Origin of the sequence: Bdellovibrio sp. HCB209 (genome assembly GCF_047306065.1) — a bacterium.
Lineage (GTDB): Bacteria > Bdellovibrionota > Bdellovibrionia > Bdellovibrionales > Bdellovibrionaceae > Bdellovibrio.
Window position 1 is genome coordinate 3,511,571 of record NZ_CP178618.1, and the last position, 21,090, is coordinate 3,532,660.

Sequence of the window (21,090 nt, forward strand, 5' to 3'; positions counted from 1 at the left end):
TTTCTCTCGAGAGTCACGGTATAAACCCGCAAAAGTCGCACTCTGAGCCAGTTTCGCGTGACTTCTTCTGAGAATGCTCTTGAAACTGCCAAAAAACTGGTGCTACGATCAAAAGATATGCGATCTAATAGAAAACCTAATTTGTTGAAACTATTCGTATTTTCAAGCGTTTGCGGAGTAGCTCTCTATTCTCTTATGGGCTTCACGGCTGCTAGCACTCCAGAAGCAAAGGCTGAAAAACAACTGCAATCTCAGTTGGAGCAACGCTCTCAGATTGCCCAAGCACTGAACGACAAAATCAAAGGCAATGAATTGCCTGCGAAGATGAACGTTAAGTGGGACGGGCGTGACGAGCAATTTGCGGTCAACTACACGATTGATACTTCTCTGCAACAAGAGGCAGATCGTCTTCTTAAAGCATACAAACCTGACTACGGCGCGATCTTCATGATCGATGCACAAACAGGTGAAGTCTTGGCGATGTCGAGCTTTCAACGCGACAACCCAACTGGCAACAACTTGAATCTTCAAGCGACGTTCCCAGCAGCTTCTGTTTTCAAAGTGGTTACAGCAACTGCTGCTGTAGACAAAGCCGGCATCGAGCCTGAGCACAAAATCCACTACAATGGTGGAGCATATACTCTATATAAAAAGAATGTTCTTTCTGACCGCGTGACTCGTTGGACGAATGTGATCTCTTTGAGAGATGCCTTCGCTCGCTCGATCAACACAGCGTTTGGCCGCTTGAGCATCGAAAATCTTCATCCTGAAGATTTGAACGAGTACTCAAACCGTTTCATGTTCAACCAAGAGATCGCTGCGGACTTCCCAGTGGATATGGGTGTTGCCTACATCCCACCGGGCAAAGGTTTCGAAATGGCTGAGGCCGCTTCTGGTTACAACAAAATGAATCGCATGAGCCCCGTTCAAGGTGCGATGATCGCAGCTTCGGTTGCGAATGACGGTAAAGTTGTTGTTCCTTATATCGTGAACTCGATGCAAGACAAAGACGGCAAAACTGTTTATCAAGGTCACACGATGGAAAAAGGCATGACGATGACTAAAGAGTCGTCTGTTAAAGTTCGTGAGTTGATGGAACAAACAGTTGTTGCAGGAACTTCTCGTCGTTCATTCCGCCCGATCATGAAAGATCGCAAATATAAAGAGATCGAAATGGGTGGTAAGACAGGTCACTTAACGGGTGACAACCCTAAGGGCCGTGTTGATTGGTTCGTGGGTTACGCTCTGGAAGAAAACAGAAAGATCGCCGTTGCTGCTATCACTGTGAACAAGAAATTCTGGACAGTGAAATCAGCGCACCTTGGTCAAAGCATGTTTAAAAAATACTTTGCCCCAGTGATCGCAGCTCAACATCAAAAACGCAGCGTCACTTCAGTAGATAACTAATTAGTTTCAAAATTTAAAAATGAAAAAGGCAGGAGATGATCCTGCCTTTTTTTATTCGTCTTTTTTCTTTTCTTGATGAGTGATTTCAATCGGTGTCACATCCAGAACTTCTACATCTGTGAGTTCGCGCTCCCTTGGAGTATCTTCGTTCATCTCTCTGAAGCCGCTGCCGTCATTGCGGAATTCATAATACTGAAAGCCGCCTGGGCCTGCACCAGGGCCACCTGGCATCGGGCCTCCGCCCATTCCGCCGAAGCCACCAAAGCCGAAAGGACCTGCGCCAAAGTTAAAGACACGGGCAGAACCACTGGCCATTTTCTTAGCCATATAAAGTTTGAATCTCCAAACCGCCAAATGACGAAGACCTGGCAGCAACAAAACTAGCGCAATCACACGCGTAAAGAAGGAAGGCACTAGCAATGCCAACCCTGAGATAAAGATCGCCCCAGAATGCAAAAGCTTGCTTGCTGGCAGTTGCCCACGCGCCACTGTTGATTGCAAAGTCATCATCGCCATGCGACCCACCGTATTCACAATCAAGAACCCCAAAAGGCACGGCAAGAAGTAAATCAGCATCGTATTAAAAAATCCAAAAAAGCGAACGCCCGTAAAGAAAATAACAATTTCAGCGATCACCCAGGGCAAAGGAAGCACAAACATAAAACGTCCTTTTTAAAATTCCAGTGTTGCAACCACTGGGCAATGATCAGATCCCTCAACTTGATCCAAGATATCTGCAGATACCAGATTTTTCTCGAGACCTTTTGAGATACAAATATAATCAATTCTCCACCCGCTGTTTCTTTCGCGAGCAAAGTCATAGTAAGACCACCAAGAATAACGGTTGGCCTCATTTGGTTTGAAATAGCGGAACGTATCGATGAATCCCAAATCCAAGAAAGAATCAAACCAAGCGCGCTCTTCAGGAAAAAATCCACTGACCTTAGACAGACGAATTGGATCAAAGACATCTTGATCTTCATGAGCGACGTTGTAATCACCCACAACAACGATCTGTCTGCCAGTTGCCAGCTTTTCTTTCAGATGTGTGTGCAGGTCTTTTAGAAACTCTTGCTTGAAGGCATGGCGTTCATCACCAGAACCACCGTTTGGAAAATAAATATTATACAAATCAAAGTGCGGATGTTCAGTCATCACGATACGGCCTTCAGAATCGTAAGCTTCGATACCGATACCGTGTTTTACTGACTTGGGTTCATTCACTAAGAAAGTTGCGACCCCTGAATATCCTTTTTTAACTGCTGACGACCAATAAGCATGAGGACGATGCAATTGACGAGCCTCAACCTCAACTTGATCAATATGAGCTTTGGTCTCTTGAACACAGAAAATATCTGGATTTTCACGCTTTACGAAATCAACAAGGCCCTTCTTATGGCAGGCTCTGATCCCATTCACATTCCATGAGATGATTTTCACAATTTCTCCTTGTCTTTCACTCGCAAAGCGCTATCACTACTACAGCCGAGGCTGGTGTTTTTCACCAGCCGTTCTATCAGGAGTCAAGGTGAGCTTAAAGAACAAATTCATCGCGCAACTTAAAAAATCTTTCCCAGATCTCAATAAAGAGCAGCTGGAGAGTCTTGTTGCAGAAAACTTGCTTTCTCCCTTCCATGTTGAGCTGCCAAAGTCGGTGCTCAACCAAGCGCAACAAATCGTTTCCACGTTCTTTGCTTTGCGCGAAAAGGACTCTTACAAAAAGCAGTATCAAGACCTTGCAGCCCTTAAAGGCTTCAAAGATCCCGGCAATAAATCGATCATGATGAGTTACGATTTTCACTTGGATGAAAATCAGCAACTAAAACTGATTGAAGTAAACACCAATGCGTCCTTTTTGGCGTTGGGACACGAAATGTACCAAACGATGGAACTGCCATTACCAGTGAGTGATTTTTCTTGGGATGAAGTTCGCAACGACATCCTGACAGAAATGAAACTGCAAGGGCAATCTGTCGAAGCACCTTTGCGTGTGGCGATCACTGATGAAAAGCCCACTGAACAAAGACTCTTTGCGGAGTTTTTGGTTTACAATGAGTTGTTCAAATCTTGGGGTTGGGATTCACGCATTTTAGATTACCGCGAGATCTTCAATAACTTCTCCCCGCAGTTTATTTACAATCGTTACACGGATTTCTTTTTATCCGAGGAATCCAGCCAGATTCTAAAAGATAAATTCGTTAGCGGCGATGTCTGCTTGTCTCCAAATCCATATGAGTATCTTTTACTGGCAGACAAGCAACGTATCATCGAATGGAGCCAACCAGGGTTCCTTGAATCTCACGGCTTAGACGACTCACAAATTAAAACTCTGCGCAATGCGGTTCCGTTCTCTCACGATTTGACAGCGGCGAATGCTGACGAGCTGTGGGCGGGTCGCAAGAAATTGTTCTTTAAACCAAAGAACGCTTATGGTTCAAAACAAAGCTATCGTGGCCATTCGATGAGCCGTAAAGCCTTTGAAGAACTGATTGGCTCTCCGATCATCGCGATGGAATACATCCCAGCACCGGAAATCCCACTGCAAACACCTGAGGGCGAGCAAAAGTTTAAGTACGATTTGCGCTGTTATGCCTACCAAGGCCGCTTGCAAATGGTGATTGCGCGCATCTATCAGGGGCAAGTTACTAACCTAAGAACGCCTTACGGCGGCTTTGCCTGCGCGGTTTTTAAGTAAAACCCGTTCCCACTCTAAGACACCGGCCTGTTTCAAAGCCCATAAACCGAACTTTGGTTTTGGTCTGTGGACTTTTCTGTCTAGTCCAGTAGGCCTTTGCCGGATTTTGAGGCTTAATATTAAAGTAGTGTTCAGGATGGACCGATATCCAGTGTGTCTCATTTTTCTACAAGGAGTGTGGAAGTAAATGACGGTTAAACACAACGGCGCAAAAAAGTTAGTGCAGGAAAGTTTCTATTCCTCGTTTGATCAACTCAATGGTGTGCATCCGTGGATGGAAGCTGTTCAAGACGGCTTTGTCGGTTACCGTGTTCGTCAGCTAAACGCTGGCAAAATCGCATACTTCAACTTCATTCTTGCAAAAGAAATGGGTCTGATTCCGGCAGATCATCCCGAAACAATGACGGATGAGCTCGAAGACAAACTTATCGAAGCCTTTTCTATCCAAATCATTAATGAATACGATGAGCTGTCGAATCGCCGCATTGATCCTGCGACAATTCGCCCGCACAAACACATGGCCACTCGCTATTTACAACTTCAACACGCGAACAAGCAGGGTAAAACCTCTGGCGATGGTCGAGGTATTTGGAACGGAACCGTTTATCACCGTGGTACGACATGGGACGTTTCCAGTCGCGGGACTGGCGTAACATGTTTGTCCCCTGGCTCCGTACAAGCTAATAGACCTTTAAAAACCGGTGGCACTGAATTCGGTTATGGCTGCGGCCTTGCTGAAATCGATGAACTTTTTGGTGCATCTATCTTAGCTGAAGTGATGCATCTTCAGGGTATCCGTACTGAACGCGTCCTTTGTATCGTAGACCTTGGAAAAGGTTACGGCATTGGTGTTCGCGCAGCTCAGAACCTGATCCGCCCTGCTCACTTATTCCTTTATTTGAAACAAGAACGTCAGCAAGTTTTAAAAGCTGCTACGGACTATTTCATCGATCGCCAAGTTAGCAATAAAGCCTGGGATATCAAAGCCCGCGGTAATGCCAAGTACGATGAAATGCTAAAATGTGTTTGTAAATCCTTTGCGGAATTTACAGCACAGCTTGATACCGACTATATTTTTGCATGGCTCGATTGGGATGGTGATAACGTCCTAGCTGACGCCGGAATTATCGACTACGGATCTGTTCGCCAATTTGGTATTCGTCACGATAAATATCGCTATGACGACGTGGAAAGATTCTCGACAAACCTAAATGAGCAGAAGGCCAAAGCACGCTTGATCGTTCAAGTGTTCGCTCAACTGGTAGATTACTTGCAAACAGGGAATAAAAAACCTCTGCGTGCATTTGCGAATCACCCTATCATCGAATCTTTCAATCAACAGTTTGATCAAAATCGCGCCAACCGCATTTTGTATCGCATGGGCTTCAATCAAGCTCAGCGCGAAAACATCTTTGCGAAAAAAGGCCTGTTTGAAAAGTTCGATAAAGAGTTTTCGTTCTTTGAAAGAGCCAAGATCAGTGGCACAACTGAAAAAGTTGCTGACGGTGTAAATCACCCCGCCTTGTTCAATGTGCGTAATATCTTGCGCGAATACCCGACACATTTGGCAAAAAATCCGCTTTCATTTGAAAAGCGCAATATGCCGCCGGGTGAGTTCTTTAAACTTATTGTTTCAAGTTTTGCGAAAACTCGCGACGCACGTCTCAGTGAAAAACATCGCCGCCATATAGAATCCTTCCAGGAAGTCTATCGCGATCTGGTCACGACGGCTGCGGGCAAAAACAAACCTGAACAAATCCTAAAAGGTATCTGTGACAGAGCAGATATTTTGAATTCTGACAAACGCATCACCGGAAATGCCTTGATCGAAATGGTCGATGCGATTATCACTGAGAAGAAGCGTGGACTTTCAATGACTCAGATCCAAAGAATCATTGATCGTCTGGTTTTTGAAAACAGTGGAGTTCCAGAGTCTCCGGTCAGCCGTTTTTACAAAGACAAAGAAAAAACTGCTGCCGTTAAAATGGATCTTTACGCAAAACTTCTCAGCCTCGTGGAAGAGAACAAAGAAAGCATCTAGTTATGACAGCAAAAATTTTGGTAGTGACGTTGGCAGCATCCCTGCTAACTCTTTCTGGTTGTGCCCTAAGCAAAGGGACAATCAAAGACTCTCCTCGTTTGGAATCCAGCAATATTCAAATCCCACCAATGAGCAAACTCACTCCGCGTGAAATGTCTTTGGTATTTGTCGACAACCGTGCTCCTGAATTCCGTCAGTACTCTGCGGAAATCAAAGCGGAAGTGACTCGTGCTTTGACATTGGCTTTGGGTCGCCAAAACATCGAACTTAAATCGAATGCTCCGAATGTTCTTACATTGGCCGTTCAAGATTTTAAAACTGAAAAATTCCAAGAAGGCTGCGTTCAGTTGAATGCGACTTTGGCAGTTAAAAAGGGCAAAGCTAACGCAAGCTCAAACAGCTGCATGGAGTTCAACACTTTCGGTCGCAAAGTGGGAGCTGATATCGGTGCTGCTTACGAAGCCGCACTGACAGAAGTTTTCAAAGGCCTTGATTCCGGTTTGGAACAAATGCCGTAAAAAACAAAAGGCCCCGATGGGGCCTTTTTAGTTTTAGCTTCTTATAGCTTAGTTACATTTAAGATCTGTGAACTGATAAGTATTAGCCTCGTTCGGAACTTCAATCCCTAGTGAAGCCCAAGGATTGAAATACGTACCGGAAGCTGTACCAGCAGGTAAATTAATCGTTACTTTCAATTCAGGTCCGTTGCCGTAGCCACTGCCATAGCAAAGCACAGTATTCGTGGATGCGCGTTCACACCATGAGATACCTTCATCGTGTCCAAATTGCACTTCGCCAATTTGAGCAATGTGCGCCACTTTATTAATCTCGCCACCATTCACGTTGAAATCCAAAGCAATAGACTCAGTCTTTTTAAAGATAGCACCTTGAATTGTCGCCGTGCCTTCGCAGTGAATGCGCTTATAAACTTTTTCTGCAGCCTGGGCAGTGCCTGTCATCAAAACTAGAGCAGATACCAATAGTGTTTTCATAATTTTCTCCGTATTTTTTAATTTTTTACTAATCCTGAAAGTTGATTGCGGACCCATTTACGAATCATCGGGTACTCTTCATCTTCCAGAGTGTGTTTCTTATCCATTTCGATCCACTCGACACTTAGGCCTGCGGATTTCAATTTATCCACGCCGTACTTTGTTTCCGGCAATGGCAATACATCGTCAGCATGACCATGAGTGAACAGCCATGGCGTCTTTTTAGAATCATCCGCCAGATTGTTTTTCCAACGAGGATAGAAGTTAAAGTATCCACTGATACCAACTACTCCGCCCAATTGTTTTGGGTAATTCAAACCCACGTCAGCGCTGATCAGGCAGCCTTGAGAGAAACCAAAGAAGAAGATGTTTTCACTCTTCCAGCCTTGCAATTCCAACTCATTTAAAAGCGTGAAAAGCTTTTCACGGATTTTGATCACGCCATTCGCTTGAAACGGAGGCTCCCCGTACCAAGTATATCCCGTCATGAATTTACGAGGAGCATTTAGCAACAGGTAGTTCATTTCTGGAATATTCATTTCGCTATCGAATTGACGAAATGGACGAATGCTATCGCCACGTCCGTGCAAGACGATCATCAGATAATCTGATTTCTTTTTTGCTGGGATAAATTTGTGCTTAAAAAGATCTGTAGTAATCATCAGTTAACTCCAGCAATGGCTTTAGAACAGAACAAAACTTGACGCGCTTTTTTCATCTGAACATCTTCGTTCGAGGTGGCGTCTTCTGATTCCAAACAGTCCTTGCTGGAAATTAAACTCTTCAATGAACGGACATGGCGCTCTGGCGCTAGCAGTGGATTCACGAATTGGTCTTCTTCGCGATCCACTGAAATCATATCGAAATTCACCGCTACGTCAGGGGACAAGCCCTTCATTTGAGGTGAACGACCTGATGGCAGGTAATAGAAACCTTTCGTCTCAAACAGAGCGATCTTTTTATTCTGTGTCCAGTACTCGCCCTCTTGGAAAGAGCCCTTACCGAACGTTCTTTCACCGACAAGCACCGCACGATTTAAATCACGCAAAGCACCCGCTACGATTTCCGCAGCACTTGCAGAACCCGCATTGATCAATACAGCCACTGGCTTATCAAAGATCTGTGGCTCACCACCGAAGTACTCTTCTGATTTTTTTGTCGGATCTAGGTAACGGATATCAAAGATTTTTTTATCGGCGCCAACGAACAAGCTCGCAATACATGCCGCCTCTTCCATTTGGCCACCTGGATTGTCACGCAAATCTAGCAACAAACCACGTACGTGGGCCTTGTTAACGACATCCAGTGCACCTTTCATCTTATCGCAAGAACCCTTAGCAAACTTATTCAAACCAATCACGCCGATCGGTTTGATACCATCGATGATTTGAGTCGTTAAGGTCGCTACGATAATTTCTGTGCGCTCTAACTTCTTTTTGATCTCGTGACCGTCACGTTGGATTAGCAATGAAACTTTCGTTCCCTCTTCACCCTTTAACAATTCAGTCACACGAGCTTGCAACAAAGAATGAACGTTCTTGCCATCGATCTCTAGGATCAAATCACCGCGACGAAGTTCCGCGCGTTCCGCAGCACTGCCTGGCAAAACTTTACGAATCACGTAATTGCCATTCAAACGACCAACTTGTACACCCGCCGTCGTCAAACGACTGTCAGCACGAGATACTACTTCTTTAAACATCGCAACTGGCATCAGATATGTATGTGGATCTCTGAAAACAGAAATAAAGCCATTAAGAGCTGTGCCCACCATCAAAGATTTTTGATTTGCAGGAACATGTTTGTTTTCAAGTTTCTTCCAAACATCCATGAATGAAAAACGTGTGGCTTCAGAAGTGTTTTCGTTAAAAAACTTCTTCCATGCAGCCAATTGTTTTTTCTCGGTGCTAAGGTCTTGAGCAAAGGCGTCCTTAGACGACAGGACACGGCCCTGCTGATCCACAGTCAGGTTGTAGCGATTGGCTACCGCCAAAACAGCATTGGCGCACGCAAGGAAATAGCGCTCGGAACTTGAGCATGTCGGTGTATCTAAAAGGTCTTCAAGAGCATAGGAGTCTAACCCTGTCTCTGACCAATAAAGATCGGTGGATTTCCCAGGAGCTGGGGCTTTCTCATGAACGCGAGTCCACCACAGGCTACCGCCCAGGATCGCTACGCTTAATGAGAATAAGAAGAATCTACGTGAACTCAATAACACCCCATGCCTCCCGACAGGTACCACCAATGGGATTCTGCTAAGCAACGCCCATGCCGTCTCAGCTCCAATTGGTTGCATTTTAGGGCTCTATTTTTGAACTATTTGCAGGTTTGGACAGAGCTTCCACAAGGGCTTTTTCTTGTGTATCCCAAAAGGCTGTAATAGGGTGAAAACACTATGATTATTGTAACTGGTGCAAACGGTTTTATTGGCAGCGTGATGGTATGGCAACTCAACGAAAAAGGGTTCAACGATATCATCGCCGTGGATTCGGTAGGTCTTAACGAGCGCAACCTTCTGCGCAAACGCGTGTACAGCAAGTTTTTGGGTAAAGACGAGTTGTGGGCGTTCCTGGACACCGAAGAAGCCAAAAAGAAAGTTACTTGGATCATCCACATGGGTGCGTGCTCTTCAACGACGGAAACCAACAAAGAGTTCCTGTGGGAGAACAACACTTACTACACTCAACGCATTTTCGAGTGGTGTACTAAAAACCAAAAAAACATGATCTATGCTTCCAGCGCTGCGACTTATGGCGCTGGTGAGTTGGGTTTTGACGACACGACTGATCCAGAAACTTTGAAGCCTTTAAATTTGTATGGCGAATCAAAAGTTCTATTTGATCGTTGGGCTTTGAAACAACCGCAAACACAGACTCCCCCACACTGGTATGGTCTTAAGTTCTTTAACGTATTCGGTCCGAACGAATACAAAAAAGAGAGCATGGCGAGTATCGTGTTCAAGGCTTACAACCAAATCAAAGACACTGGCACATTGGGATTGTTCAAATCAGCAAATCCTAAATACAAAGACGGCGAATTCATGCGCGACTTCGTTTATGTGAAAGACGTCACTGGTTGGATGGCCGAGTTGATGGACAAAAAGCCCGTTAACGGTGTCTACAACATGGGTTTTGGTAAGCCTCGTACCTGGTTGGATTTAGCGAATGCGACCTTCACAGCTATGGGAAAAGATATGAAAATTAACTGGATCGAAATGCCAGAAAACATTCGTGGTCAGTATCAGTACTACACTGAAGCGAAAACGGATAAGTGGAGCAAAGCAGGAATGAGTGCTCCGAAATGGCCTTTGGAAAAAGCGGTCGATGATTACGTTAAGAATTATCTGACTAAAGAAGACCCGTTGTTATAAGAAGGCAAACGTCATGGAGACAGACTTTTTACCACCGCACCTTAGAAAATACGTCGTCGAGCAACACTACGAAAAGTACACTCCGATTGACCAAGCTGTTTGGCGCTACATTTTGCGCCAGCTGCGCTCTTTTCTTTCTAAAAACGCCCACGAAAGTTACGTCGAGGGTTTAAGCAAGACAGGTATTTCTGTCGAGCGCATTCCTCGTATCGAAGAAATCAGCGTGAAGCTGAAAGAGTTCGGCTGGAGAGCTTTGCCAGTGAGTGGATTTATCCCACCAGCGGCTTTCATGGAATTGCAATCACTGGGCGTGTTACCGATCGCTTCTGATATGAGAAGCATCGATCATCTTCTGTACACTCCAGCTCCTGACATTGTTCACGAAGCTGCGGGACATGCACCCATTTTGATTCAACCTGAATTTGCAGAGTACCTACGTCAGTATGCTCAAGTAGCTAAGAAAGCGATCTTGAGTCGTGAAGATTTAAATCTGTACGAAGCAATTCGCGAATTGTCCGATCTTAAAGAAATGCCAGGTGCAACAACTGAACAAATCAAAGCGGCGGAAGCGCACTTGGATAAAGTCAGCAAAAGCATCAGCCACGTTTCTGAGGCCTCTGAATTGGGTCGCATGAATTGGTGGACGGCAGAGTACGGCTTGATCGGAACTTTGGATAATCCAAAAATTTTCGGCGCAGGCCTGTTGTCATCCGTTGGTGAATCAAAGTGGTGCTTAAGCCAAAAGGTTAAGAAAATTCCTCTGACAGTTGAGTGTATCAAGCAAGGCTATGACATCACCGAGCCTCAACCTCAGTTATTCGTTACTCCTGATTTTGAAACTCTAGTAAAAGTTTTGAACCAAATGGCAGACCAGATGGCCTTCCGCCTGGGTGGGCTTGAGGGTTTGAATAAAGCGATCGAAGCTCAATCCGTTAATACGGCGGAGCTTTCTTCGGGTATTCAGATTTCTGGTCAAATCATCGAAGCGATCACGGATGCTGCTCGCAAAGTGGCTTATTTGCGCTTGCAAGGCCCTTCGCAACTTTCCTTTAAGGACAAGCAGCTTGCAGGTCACGACAAGTCCTATCACTTGCATGGCTTCGGTACTCCGGTGGGTTATTTGAAGGAATATCCAACCAAAGAGCCTGCAGATCTGACTCGCTCAGAGTGGGCTGATATTGGTGTCGAGATCGGTCGCGCGGCTCGCCTGGAATTCGTTTCTGGCGTGGTTGTGACTGGTACTTTGAAAAGCATGACCGTCCTTGATGGCAAAACAGTTTTGCTATCCCTGAACGATGCCAAGGCTGAATACCAAGGTCGTATCTTGTTTGATCCGACTTGGGGTATGTACGATATGGCTTTGGGAGCTACGGTGCCTTCGGTATTTGGTGGACCGGCAGACCGCGAGGCTTACGGCGAAACTGAAGACTTCGTCGCAAAACGTGTCCCAACTCCAAATTACAAGCCCGAGGAACTAAAACTCCATAAGCAATACGGCCTTATGAGAGAGATTCGTGAAAAGAATATCCAAGGTTCCGACCTAGAAAAATCTTTGTCCGAAGTTCTGGCAAATCATGATAAGGAGTTCCCACAAGATTGGTTGTTGCGCTTAGAGGCTTTGGAAGTTATCAAAGCACGCGCCAGCAGCTCGGCTTTACATGCAAAACTTGAGAAGGATCTTCAAGCTTTAGCGGGTAAAGATGAACAAACGAAAAATCTTATCCAAGACGGAATTGCTTTATCAGGAACTCTGTAAATGAAACGTCCCTTTGAAGTGCGCATTGTTTTAGTGCGCACGATCTACGAGAGAAATGTCGGCGCCACATCCCGCGCGATGAGCAACATGGGTGTTGATAAGCTGATCATGATCGCTCCTCAATGCGAAATGACTTACGAAGCTCAGCAAACAGCAGCTACAGGCCAAAACGGCCTGCAAAACCGCACGACATATGCTTCCTGGGACGAGTTCATGGCGAACGAGCCGGAAAGCATTAAGATTGCTTTCACTGCTCGTGATGGCAAAGGCCGCCAAGTTCGCGACATCGACGATGTTTTGTCTGACGTAAAAACTAATGCGCCTCAATTCCAACATGAATCCGACGAACCTTACACGATCCACTTGATCTTCGGCCCTGAAGACTGGGGACTTGCGGGTGAGGACCTTGAGTACGCCAATCACTGCGCCTGCCTTCCAACCTTCGGTGAAAACTGGAGCTTGAATCTGGCACAAGCCACGTTGCTGGGAATGTTCTCTTTGCGCAAAGCTTGGGGCGGAAACCGCACGAAGCTTGATGGCGGCAAAAAACGCCGCGCCCCTCAAGGCATCCAAGGTATCGATCCAGAACAAACTTTGAAAACTTGGATTGAAGAGATGGGTTTTGATTTAACTAAACAACGTAAGATCAACGCCTTCACGGTTCTTCGTCGTATGCTTTTACAAAATACTCCGACCAAAAAAGAATTGGTCATCTTAGAAACGGTCTTACAACAATCCATCCGCAAACTGCGTGAATGGAAAGAGTTCAAGAACCGCGAAAGATAAAAAAAAGCCCGCTTCATCAGCGGGCTTTTTTAAAAGGTGCCAGGTCCTATCTACGGAAGCGCCGTTTCAAGAGCTATAACCTCGCACCAAATATTCAATAACTCTATAGAAGATTGGATAAGTTTTTATAAAGCAATAGCTCCCTTTCATCGTCAAGAGACGAAGAATTTTGGATCTTATAAGACAAAACTACCTTAAGAAATTTTATCGTTTTGCTCTGGGGTTTAGACGGAAATGAATCAAACTCCCGAATGATTTCATTCGATAAATTGCTTACATCAATCGAAATTTCTTTGGGAATTCTGACTTGCCCTCCATCTGAAGTCCTTATTACCAGGTCGCCGAAAAAATTCCATTCTACGTTAGATATCTGCCCCCACTGAAGGACGATCCGTTTATTTCCTTGGATGGCACTCTTTTGAATTCTGAGATTCGAGGAGACCTCAACCTCAATAGGTAGATACAAACAATAGATAATTAAAAAGAACCCAATACCACCCAGTAAAAGAAACGAACTAACTCCCATCTGAATAGTTCCATCCTGGCCACTGGAAAGATACATCCCAAATGCTATCCCAGCTAAAATTCCGACAATGCCAAATATAAAACCGAGACGCTTGTATATAAGCGAGCTAAATAACATAGTTAAGCCCTCGCAAGCCAAAGGCGCCACATGCAGCACTATTTGATACTTGTAATTTCATTCTTCGTACCTACAGCACAAGGTGTTTCAATGCATGAATTCATACAGTCACAACACATTTCATGAATGACAACTTCTACAACGTTACTTTTGGTAAGCCTCTCACAGTACCGTTGATCTTTAGTTCGAAAAAATGCGGTCATTTGTTTCTTCTCATTGTTAATCTTACCCCTCAATAAAACACCCTGATTCTCGGGGGGAAAGGGAAAGTATTTTGGGCGTACCTTTTGTTTTGTTAACACCCAACATAGAAACAGGATTTTTATAGGCATCTACACCTTTAGTTTCTTGCAAACGAGGGTCTTCATAAACCGCATCTGTGGTCGAGTGGTAGGTACAACTTTCTACGACAAAAGAACCTTTATCCAATAATTTCTGCGGCTCCAAACATCCCGCTTGTCCAATCTGTGACAAAAATACGGCTAATAGTACGAGAATAGATTTTTTAAGGAACATGATAAACACCTCACTCCGTCTTCTTAGGCAAGGCTGGGCATCCATCAGCCGGCAGATATACTGACTTTATCTTTTCACCTGGCTTCTGTGACATTGGAAAATAGTATTCATCTCCGACTTGGTAGATATGTTTACCAAGTCCCGATGCACCCGGATGGAGTTCCTCTGCCGCAATATACTTCTCAACCAAATCTCCCTTCACGACCTCTAGAATCTGAATTTTCAAAAGGAAAGAATCGTCTCTATTTTTCATCTGGATTCGCTCGACGACCTTGCCTTTAATCACGATAGGAAATATTTCTTTAATTCCCACCAAATCTGTTTTCACAAAACATTTGGTTGCCTGTGCCCGATAAAAAGATAGCGTCAAAAGCATGCATAATAAAAAACATAGTCTAATCACAATCATTCACCCCAACGCTTTCGAAATTAACTTAAGACCAATTGCACCTAATAAACCATAAAACCAGCCGGCTAATATTCCCGCCAATAGCAATTGCATGAAAAGAAAATTCCCTACTCCCATGATCTGAACACTGTTAGAGATCCTTTCAACACCTACTGTGATCGCGGCCTCCGCAACTAACAGGATGGACAGCGACAGGAGATAACCCGCGGCAACTGAATATAGAGAAGTCTTAATCCAAGAAGCTCTTCTAATTCTCTGTCTACACAACACAAGGAAAACAAACCCAAGACAGAAAAAGATCCCCGTATAAATCGTAACTACCCCATCCAGCTTGATAAAACGTCTCGATGCATCCCCAATTGAGCTATAGCTCCAGATCACAAACAAAATGACTGTAACCAAAATAGACGCGAACACTTCTTTAACTTTATTCACTATTTTATCGTTTTTGATCTCGCTACGAATAAGCATCCAGCACATAACAGCAATTGCGATAGTCGCAATACAGAATGCAACAGCACCAATCTCTCCACAAAGAGCCGGCGCTCCGGCCGTTTTAACACAACCGTACCTAAAGAATGGAACCGCCTGTGTTAACCAAATAATAGACAGTAAAAAGCTTAAGAAATATCCCATTGTCCTAGGGCCTCTCCGTAAGTACTTGAGTCTTTATTTGATAACTTAATATGTGTTTATGTCTAGCTGCAGATAGAAATAAAAAAAGCCCGCTTCATCAGCGGGCTTTTTAGTTTTTTAGGTTTTAATCTTAAAATTCTGCAGCTTCTTCTTCTTGGATTTGGACTTCTTTGTCGCGGACGGCGCGAAGTTGTTCATCCAGTTTTTGAAGAGCGATTGAGAAGGCTTGGCCCATGTCGTTGAGCTCGTGGATACGGCCCATGGTTTCTTGCTCTTCGGCTCCGACTAAGCGAAGGCTTTCTAGCTTCGCCGAGTTCAAATCGATTTCTTTCGTCAATGTTTCAAGCTTTTGATTGATACGTTTACGGTCCTCAATCAAGGCCTTCGTGATCTCACGCACTTGGGGAAGGCTTAAAACTTCTAATTGTCCATTTTCAAAAGCGCTTTTGGTTTCTGCAGTGACTTCATCATCACCCTGGAAGGCTTCCCAAAATAAAGCCCACTCATTTTTTAGGGAACTTACGATCGACCTATTACTGTCATCACCCATATATTAAAAATTTACTCCTGCGCCCTAAGGCGACTTTTCAGATTTAGAGGCTTCCGGGATTAGGAAGTAGCAAAGCCCATAAACCAAGATCGCAGCTCCAAACGTCACACATAAAAAAAGGACGGCGGTTGTTCGAACAACTCCGACCTCGAGCTGATATCTCTTAGCTATTCTAGCACAGACGCCGAGGACCTTTCTATCTAGAGCTTGGTCCAGTCTGTCGACGCGTGGCAACGTAAGCCATAAGATGAAATATAGCAACACCCCAGTTCCGAACCAAAGAACCGCAACCAGCCAAATGACGCGCAGTATCCAAGTTTCGATTTCAAAAGCCTGGGCTAGACCTTTGCAAACCCCACAAAGGGCTCCATCAGAGGCTCTGACCCAACGATAGTTCAATTTCGGATTACCGGCCGCCATAGTTTCCATTTACAGAATTCTCCCCGTGATCATGAAATCGTTTCCAAAAGTTTGGTAAGTCGGATGTTGAACAAAGATCTTATCCTTCATCTCATCGATTCGCACAGTCTCTGTCCATGACTTGGAACCGCCCGAACCCATCACAATCGGTGCTTGGAACATATAAAGTCGGTTTACCAGGCCACTTTGCACGAAACTACTCGCCGTCAAAGCGCCCCCTTCAACCAATATGGATTTGATTCCCAACTTGTAAAGCTGAGCCAACAGATCTTCTAAATCCAAATCGCCGCCCATTTTGGTTTTTACGTAAACCAATTGTGGAAGATTTTTGGCAGAGCCCGTTTTCTTTTGAATCTCTACTTTCAAATCTTCAGCCAAGCACCAGAACACATTTTTTGAATCGTGTTCTTTCGCGACTTTCCATTCAGAGTACTTTTCTAAAAGCTCACCTTCGGCATCAATGACGATCACTTTGTTTTGTTTCTGAATAGTCGGATGACGAATGTTCAAAGAAGGGTTGTCGAAATCAATCGTGCCTTTTCCAACCAACAAACCATCATAACAAGCACGCAAGTAGTGAACGTATTCACGTGACTCAGAACCTGTGATCCATTGACTTTCGCCCGAACGCAAAGCCACTTGGCCATCCAGGGAGCTTGCCATTTTCAAAGCGACAAAAACTTTTTTCTGACGGAAATTCCACAAGAAGGCTTCGCAGACTTCTTCCAGTTTGATGCGCATTTCTTGATCGAGTTTTAAATCGTCTGCTTGGTAAACATCAGCTTCGATTCCCACTTGGCGCAAAATCTCGGCACCTTGTCCTGCCACTAATGGATTTGGATCAATCAAACCAAAGGTCACGCGCTTGATCGGAAGCTTCGCCAGCATTTTTGCGCACGATGGAGTTTTTCCTTCGTGGGCACAAGGCTCCAACGTCACGATCACGTGGGCACCTTTTAAATCTGCTTCAGAAAGATTTTTAACGGCATTCACTTCCGCGTGAGGACCACCATAGATTTCGTGATGACCGGCAGAAACGAATCCTCCCTTGGAATCCAGAACCACACATCCTACAAGTGGATTAGGGCTAACATGCGTAGCACCTTTGTATGCCTCACTAATGGCTAATGCCATGGCAGCATCAACTGTCATCGGTGTTCCCTTAGTGGGTGTTGTAAGGCTTCTGATTTGGTCCATGAGGGCTCTCCCCGCTTTAAAATGCGGCTCTAGCTTATTCTCAAAATGAGGCAATTTCAACAATGAGGATTTTAACGTTTTTTAACAAATAAACTCGAAAGAATTTATTTATATTAACCGATAATTACTTACATCAGGGGAAGAGACTATATGAGCGAAAAGCAAAATGAAAAGGCCGAGCCTGGCTGGTACTACTTAATGATGGCTATAAACGCTCTGGCGATCCTTTTCGGCATCGGAATGCTGCGCGACCTTATGTGGATCCTTTAAGTTTCAAGATTTCTATAGAATTCCAAAACCTTGGGGTCCACGATAATCGAGCGAGGATTCCACCCAATTAAATGTAAACCTTGTGAGCTCTTTAACCGCGACAGTGCGACATAGGCATGCCCCGGCTCCCACAATCGACTTAGATTACACCATAAATCATCCAGCGTTGCGCCCTGACTTTTGTGAATCGTTGTAGCGTAAGCAAGCGTCAACGGAAACTGAATCACCTGCGCCATCACGTTGCCTTCAGCATCTTGCAAAGCAAATGAAACCTTATCCACCGTGACTTCTCGGCCACCATCTTTTTTAACTGTGATTTCATCGGCAGCAATATCAGTGACCACACCGCGTGTTCCATTCACCCAACGTTTTTGCGGATCGTTTTGCAAGAACATCACTCTGCAGCCAAGTTTTAATGTCAGCTTCACCGGAACCGGAGCGGACTTCATCAAAATCTCGACATGCTTTTCTGAACCAAAATAAAGGGAGTCAACCGTCACTTCTTCTTCGTTAATTTCATGAAGTTTGCGTTGATTGAATTCTTCCGCATCCATCTTGCGAGGGAAAAGTCTTGTGCCCGGATCATCTTCATCGTGATCACGCAAATGCTCGTTCAAAAATTCCTTCACTCGTGGAGTGACCAAACCATGGCGAACATCGCTTAAGACATCCAAAAATAAATTATCAGAGACGCGCTGATTATGGGACAACATTACTGAGCGAAAACCTGATTGCTTCCACACGGGATTTAAAAAACACCAATCGCGCGGACCGTTTTGCGTGACGGGAGGAAGTTGCGCAAAATCTCCGACAGCAATAACTCGCATGCCTCCCCACGGCAGAGAGGATTCGCGAGCTTTTTGCGAAAGCGCTTCGGCGATCATCAACGCTTGGCCAGGAATCATTGAGATTTCATCAATGATAACTCCCTCGACCTTTCGGAGTCGGGCCATGAGTTTATTATCTTTGCTGGCACGTTGATAAGTGGCGTCTGGACCACCTTCCATAATTCCCAAACCAAAGAAACTATGAAAAGTACGTCCGCCTAAAAGAACTGCCGCAGCTCCTGTGCTTGCCAGAATGGGCATGGTCTTCGGGTCAAGTTCGCGCATGAATTGGCGAATTAAAAAACTCTTACCACTGCCTGCACCACCCGTTAAAAAAACATTCTCTCCGGATCTTAAAAGATCCAAAGCATCAGCTTGTTCAGGAGAGAGTTCCACAGTGGTTTTTGTCATAAAAAAGGATCATGCCACCAGGGCTGGGTCTTAGCAAGATTGTGTTGCAATTCAATCCAAAGGGTCATGAAATATTCAGGCATCATTTGAAAGGACTCTTATGAATCGCTCTTTATTGGTTTTGATCGCAGCGAGTCTGACTTCTCAGATCTCCTTTGCTGCAAAAGCTCCCTCCTCTGAAATTCCTGAAAAACGTGAGTTCCCGGTTAGTACAACCGTAAATCCCTGCGAGGATTTCGAAGCGTACGTTTGCACGGATGTAAAAGCCTCTTTTAAACTTCGTCCGGATCGCAGCTATCATAATTTCGCTTTCAGCGATTCTTCAGAAAGAATTCTGGAACAAAAAAAGAAATTCATGTCAGAGCTTCCAACAGCTAAAGGCTTAGATGAGCGCACCTCTCAACTTCGTGATTTCTATATGTCGTGCATGGATAAAAAAGCTCGCGCCAATGCTGAAAAATCTGAGGCAAAACGCCAGCAAAAAGAAATCGCTGGCATCAAAACTTGGGAAGAACTAGTCACATACCTAAATCAAGAACAACCGAAGGGCATGTCGTTCACTCTGGTGACAATGTGGAATTCTGTTGATCCTGATGACACGAATAAAATGAATGCCGCTTTATTCGGAAACATGATGGGTCTGCCTGATCAGAAATATTACGAACAAGCTCCGTTAATGGCGGATTATAAAAAACTTCTGACAGCATTCTTTAAAAACATTGATCCTAAAGGCAAAGATGGCAAAGCCGATCAACGTGCCCAAGCCGTCATCGATTTAGAGAAAGATTTCGCCAAGATCTATCCAGTCCCAGCAGTTCGTCGTCAGCGCATGGCCGAAAGAAACGTCGCGACTCAAGAAGAAACAATTAAGAAGTATCCAAATCTAAAGTTGGAAATGTTGTTTAAAAAAGCTCCGAAAACAGCCTTAGTGCGCGTTCCGTTTTACGAAGGCATTGAGTTCGCAAATACTGAAATCGCTAAACGTCCACTTTCTGTATGGAAAGACATGGTCCTACGTAAAAACATCTATCCGTTCATGGATGATGGGTACACAAAATTCTATGAGCAACGTTTTGCTTTCAATAAAAAGTATTTCGGTGGACCTGAAAAACGCGCGGAACGCCAAGAGCGCTGTACCGAAGAAATCATGAGCAACTTTGATAAAGAGTTGGATGCAGCTTTGATTGATAAGCTTTTCCCGAACTTCGATGAATCTAAAATTCAAGAGGTCGGCACTAAAATTCGTGAAAGCATCTTGGAAGGCCTAGACAACAACAAATGGCTTTCTAGCTCTGCAAAAAAAGAAGCTATCAAAAAAATCAAAACAGCTCGTTTGCAATTGGTAAAACCTCACAATGATAAAGAGTGGGATTTCACACCGATCCGTCATTACTCAAAAACAGATATGATGGTGAACGAACGCCTGCTTCAAGAAGCAAACTACAAAAAAATGCTGCATGAGCTGACTGAGCCTAACAATAAAGACTCTTGGGCGATGGGTCCATTGACGGTCAACGCTTACTACAGTCCAACAGATAATAAATTCGTTCTGCCACTCGGTATTTTGCAGTATCCGTTCTACAACAAAGACGGAAGCCTGATTGAAAATCTGGGAGCTGTCGGTGCAGTTGTGGGCCACGAATTGGGTCACGGTATCGACGACCAAGGTTCTAAACGTGACTCCGCAGGCTCCCTGAAAGCTTGGATGAACGATAAGGACTTGGAAGAGTTCTCGAAACGCGGTTCGCGCATGGTTGATCAATTCAATAAAATTGATCATGACGGTAAACTAACATTGGGTGAAAACGTCGCGGACCTTGTTGGGCTAACATTTGCTTACAACGCTGCTTTCCCTAAAAACAAGGGCTCCATCGAAGATAAAAAGGCGTTCTTTACAGGTTATGGACGCTTGTGGTGCACAGTTGCTCGTCCCGAATACGAAAAACTGCTCAGAAAAACTGACCCGCACTCTTCTGGTGTCGCCCGCATTAATGAACAAGTTAAGCATCAGCCAGGGTTCGCAGAAGCCTTCCAATGCAAACCAGGCGATAAAATGACGTTGCCTGAGGCCGAGAGAGTTCAAATCTGGTAACTTTCGTCCCCAAAAGCTACCGCCCCTTGTCGAGGAAAACTCCAGAATTCCTCATATGTCAGGGGGCATCTC

The 21,090-nt window shown here is 44.7% G+C and carries 20 protein-coding genes; 8 read left to right on the plus strand and 12 right to left on the minus strand.

The annotated features are described in order from the left end of the window. Positions 1-117: 117 nt before the first annotated feature. Complete coding sequence (locus tag ACLVWP_RS17025; RefSeq protein WP_413558855.1) at positions 118-1,407, plus strand: penicillin-binding transpeptidase domain-containing protein; 1,290 nt, start codon at positions 118-120, stop codon at positions 1,405-1,407. 51 nt (positions 1,408-1,458) lie between these two features. Here ACLVWP_RS17025 and ACLVWP_RS17030 read toward each other — a convergent pair whose 3' ends face one another. Both ACLVWP_RS17030 and ACLVWP_RS17035 read right to left on the minus strand, forming a co-directional pair. Further along, the gene (locus tag ACLVWP_RS17030; RefSeq protein WP_413558856.1) at positions 1,459-2,067 is read right to left on the minus strand and encodes an FxsA family protein; all 609 of its coding nucleotides are present in this window, start codon (positions 2,065-2,067) and stop codon (positions 1,459-1,461) included. 12 nt (positions 2,068-2,079) lie between these two features. After that, a complete protein-coding gene (locus ACLVWP_RS17035) occupies positions 2,080-2,847 on the minus strand; it encodes an exodeoxyribonuclease III (RefSeq protein ID WP_413558857.1) in 768 nt (255 codons plus the stop codon). Between the two features lie 88 nt (positions 2,848-2,935). Here ACLVWP_RS17035 and ACLVWP_RS17040 point away from each other — a divergent pair, with 88 nt between their 5' ends. The 3 genes from ACLVWP_RS17040 to ACLVWP_RS17050 all read left to right on the plus strand — a co-directional run bounded on the left by ACLVWP_RS17040 (position 2,936) and on the right by ACLVWP_RS17050 (position 6,661). Beyond that, positions 2,936-4,102, plus strand: coding sequence for a hypothetical protein (locus ACLVWP_RS17040; RefSeq protein WP_413558858.1), 1,167 nt, complete (start codon positions 2,936-2,938; stop codon positions 4,100-4,102). 187 nt (positions 4,103-4,289) lie between these two features. Next, positions 4,290-6,143, plus strand: coding sequence for a hypothetical protein (locus ACLVWP_RS17045; protein ID WP_413558859.1), 1,854 nt, complete (start codon positions 4,290-4,292; stop codon positions 6,141-6,143). A 2-nt stretch (positions 6,144-6,145) separates the two neighbouring features. After that, the gene (locus ACLVWP_RS17050; RefSeq protein ID WP_413558860.1) at positions 6,146-6,661 is read left to right on the plus strand and encodes a hypothetical protein; all 516 of its coding nucleotides are present in this window, start codon (positions 6,146-6,148) and stop codon (positions 6,659-6,661) included. 48 nt (positions 6,662-6,709) lie between these two features. On the opposite strand, the gene ACLVWP_RS17055 is transcribed toward ACLVWP_RS17050, so the two are convergent. Genes ACLVWP_RS17055 through ACLVWP_RS17065 form a run of 3 tightly spaced genes read right to left on the minus strand, consistent with a single transcriptional unit; the run spans position 6,710 to position 9,353 of the window. Then, positions 6,710-7,135, minus strand: coding sequence for a hypothetical protein (locus ACLVWP_RS17055; protein WP_413558861.1), 426 nt, complete (start codon positions 7,133-7,135; stop codon positions 6,710-6,712). A 17-nt stretch (positions 7,136-7,152) separates the two neighbouring features. Further along, positions 7,153-7,797, minus strand: coding sequence for an alpha/beta hydrolase (locus ACLVWP_RS17060; protein ID WP_413558862.1), 645 nt, complete (start codon positions 7,795-7,797; stop codon positions 7,153-7,155). Continuing rightward, positions 7,797-9,353 carry a S41 family peptidase gene (locus tag ACLVWP_RS17065; protein ID WP_413558863.1) on the minus strand — a complete coding sequence of 519 codons (1,557 nt, stop codon included), beginning with the start codon at positions 9,351-9,353 and terminating at the stop codon, positions 7,797-7,799. The genes ACLVWP_RS17060 and ACLVWP_RS17065 overlap by 1 nt, the downstream gene beginning before the upstream one ends. 177 nt (positions 9,354-9,530) lie before the next feature. On the opposite strand from ACLVWP_RS17065, the gene rfaD reads away from it, so the two are divergent. The 3 genes from rfaD to ACLVWP_RS17080 are packed head-to-tail and all read left to right on the plus strand — an operon-like array spanning position 9,531 to position 13,047. After that, a complete protein-coding gene (rfaD, locus tag ACLVWP_RS17070; RefSeq protein ID WP_413558864.1) occupies positions 9,531-10,505 on the plus strand; it encodes an ADP-glyceromanno-heptose 6-epimerase in 975 nt (324 codons plus the stop codon). A gap of 13 nt (positions 10,506-10,518) precedes the next feature. After that, positions 10,519-12,261 (plus strand): aromatic amino acid hydroxylase, encoded by a 1,743-nt coding sequence (locus tag ACLVWP_RS17075; RefSeq protein ID WP_413558865.1) that lies wholly within the window; start codon positions 10,519-10,521, stop codon positions 12,259-12,261. Then, positions 12,262-13,047, plus strand: coding sequence for an RNA methyltransferase (locus ACLVWP_RS17080; RefSeq protein WP_413558866.1), 786 nt, complete (start codon positions 12,262-12,264; stop codon positions 13,045-13,047). Positions 13,048-13,915: 868 nt separating this feature from the next. Here the strand turns inward: ACLVWP_RS17080 and ACLVWP_RS17085 are convergent. The 7 genes from ACLVWP_RS17085 to ACLVWP_RS17115 all read right to left on the minus strand — a co-directional run bounded on the left by ACLVWP_RS17085 (position 13,916) and on the right by ACLVWP_RS17115 (position 18,926). Continuing rightward, positions 13,916-14,206 carry a hypothetical protein gene (locus tag ACLVWP_RS17085; protein WP_413558867.1) on the minus strand — a complete coding sequence of 97 codons (291 nt, stop codon included), beginning with the start codon at positions 14,204-14,206 and terminating at the stop codon, positions 13,916-13,918. 10 nt (positions 14,207-14,216) lie between these two features. After that, on the minus strand, positions 14,217-14,534 hold the full coding sequence (locus ACLVWP_RS17090) for a hypothetical protein (RefSeq protein ID WP_413558868.1): 318 nt from the start codon (positions 14,532-14,534) through the stop codon (positions 14,217-14,219). An 81-nt stretch (positions 14,535-14,615) separates the two neighbouring features. Beyond that, a complete protein-coding gene (locus ACLVWP_RS17095; RefSeq protein ID WP_413558869.1) occupies positions 14,616-15,251 on the minus strand; it encodes a hypothetical protein in 636 nt (211 codons plus the stop codon). A 130-nt stretch (positions 15,252-15,381) separates the two neighbouring features. Continuing rightward, positions 15,382-15,801 carry a hypothetical protein gene (locus tag ACLVWP_RS17100; protein ID WP_413558870.1) on the minus strand — a complete coding sequence of 140 codons (420 nt, stop codon included), beginning with the start codon at positions 15,799-15,801 and terminating at the stop codon, positions 15,382-15,384. A gap of 24 nt (positions 15,802-15,825) precedes the next feature. Then, complete coding sequence (locus ACLVWP_RS17105; RefSeq protein ID WP_413558871.1) at positions 15,826-16,230, minus strand: PspC domain-containing protein; 405 nt, start codon at positions 16,228-16,230, stop codon at positions 15,826-15,828. Continuing rightward, entirely contained in the window at positions 16,231-17,418 is a 1,188-nt protein-coding gene (gene ribD / locus ACLVWP_RS17110) for a bifunctional diaminohydroxyphosphoribosylaminopyrimidine deaminase/5-amino-6-(5-phosphoribosylamino)uracil reductase RibD (protein WP_413558872.1), read from the minus strand. It abuts the gene before it with no gap. 266 nt (positions 17,419-17,684) lie between these two features. Then, positions 17,685-18,926, minus strand: coding sequence for a DEAD/DEAH box helicase (locus ACLVWP_RS17115; protein WP_413558873.1), 1,242 nt, complete (start codon positions 18,924-18,926; stop codon positions 17,685-17,687). A 100-nt stretch (positions 18,927-19,026) separates the two neighbouring features. On the opposite strand from ACLVWP_RS17115, the gene ACLVWP_RS17120 reads away from it, so the two are divergent. After that, positions 19,027-21,018 (plus strand): M13 family metallopeptidase, encoded by a 1,992-nt coding sequence (locus ACLVWP_RS17120; RefSeq protein WP_413558874.1) that lies wholly within the window; start codon positions 19,027-19,029, stop codon positions 21,016-21,018. The last annotated feature ends 72 nt before the right edge of the window (positions 21,019-21,090 follow it).

Bases quoted from the DNA above. Each gene is read 5' to 3' on its own strand.
- ACLVWP_RS17025 (WP_413558855.1), top strand. From the start codon at position 118: ATGCGATCTAATAGAAAACCTAATTTGTTGAAACTATTCGTATTTTCA.
- ACLVWP_RS17030 (WP_413558856.1), bottom strand. From the start codon at position 2,067: ATGTTTGTGCTTCCTTTGCCCTGGGTGATCGCTGAAATTGTTATTTTC.
- ACLVWP_RS17045 (WP_413558859.1), top strand. From the start codon at position 4,290: ATGACGGTTAAACACAACGGCGCAAAAAAGTTAGTGCAGGAAAGTTTC.
- ACLVWP_RS17050 (WP_413558860.1), top strand. From the start codon at position 6,146: ATGACAGCAAAAATTTTGGTAGTGACGTTGGCAGCATCCCTGCTAACT.
- ACLVWP_RS17055 (WP_413558861.1), bottom strand. From the start codon at position 7,135: ATGAAAACACTATTGGTATCTGCTCTAGTTTTGATGACAGGCACTGCC.
- ACLVWP_RS17060 (WP_413558862.1), bottom strand. From the start codon at position 7,797: ATGATTACTACAGATCTTTTTAAGCACAAATTTATCCCAGCAAAAAAG.
- rfaD (WP_413558864.1), top strand. From the start codon at position 9,531: ATGATTATTGTAACTGGTGCAAACGGTTTTATTGGCAGCGTGATGGTA.
- ACLVWP_RS17075 (WP_413558865.1), top strand. From the start codon at position 10,519: ATGGAGACAGACTTTTTACCACCGCACCTTAGAAAATACGTCGTCGAG.
- ACLVWP_RS17080 (WP_413558866.1), top strand. From the start codon at position 12,262: ATGAAACGTCCCTTTGAAGTGCGCATTGTTTTAGTGCGCACGATCTAC.
- ACLVWP_RS17085 (WP_413558867.1), bottom strand. From the start codon at position 14,206: ATGTTCCTTAAAAAATCTATTCTCGTACTATTAGCCGTATTTTTGTCA.
- ACLVWP_RS17095 (WP_413558869.1), bottom strand. From the start codon at position 15,251: ATGGGATATTTCTTAAGCTTTTTACTGTCTATTATTTGGTTAACACAG.
- ACLVWP_RS17100 (WP_413558870.1), bottom strand. From the start codon at position 15,801: ATGGGTGATGACAGTAATAGGTCGATCGTAAGTTCCCTAAAAAATGAG.
- ACLVWP_RS17105 (WP_413558871.1), bottom strand. From the start codon at position 16,230: ATGGAAACTATGGCGGCCGGTAATCCGAAATTGAACTATCGTTGGGTC.
- ribD (WP_413558872.1), bottom strand. From the start codon at position 17,418: ATGGACCAAATCAGAAGCCTTACAACACCCACTAAGGGAACACCGATG.
- ACLVWP_RS17115 (WP_413558873.1), bottom strand. From the start codon at position 18,926: ATGACAAAAACCACTGTGGAACTCTCTCCTGAACAAGCTGATGCTTTG.
- ACLVWP_RS17120 (WP_413558874.1), top strand. From the start codon at position 19,027: ATGAATCGCTCTTTATTGGTTTTGATCGCAGCGAGTCTGACTTCTCAG.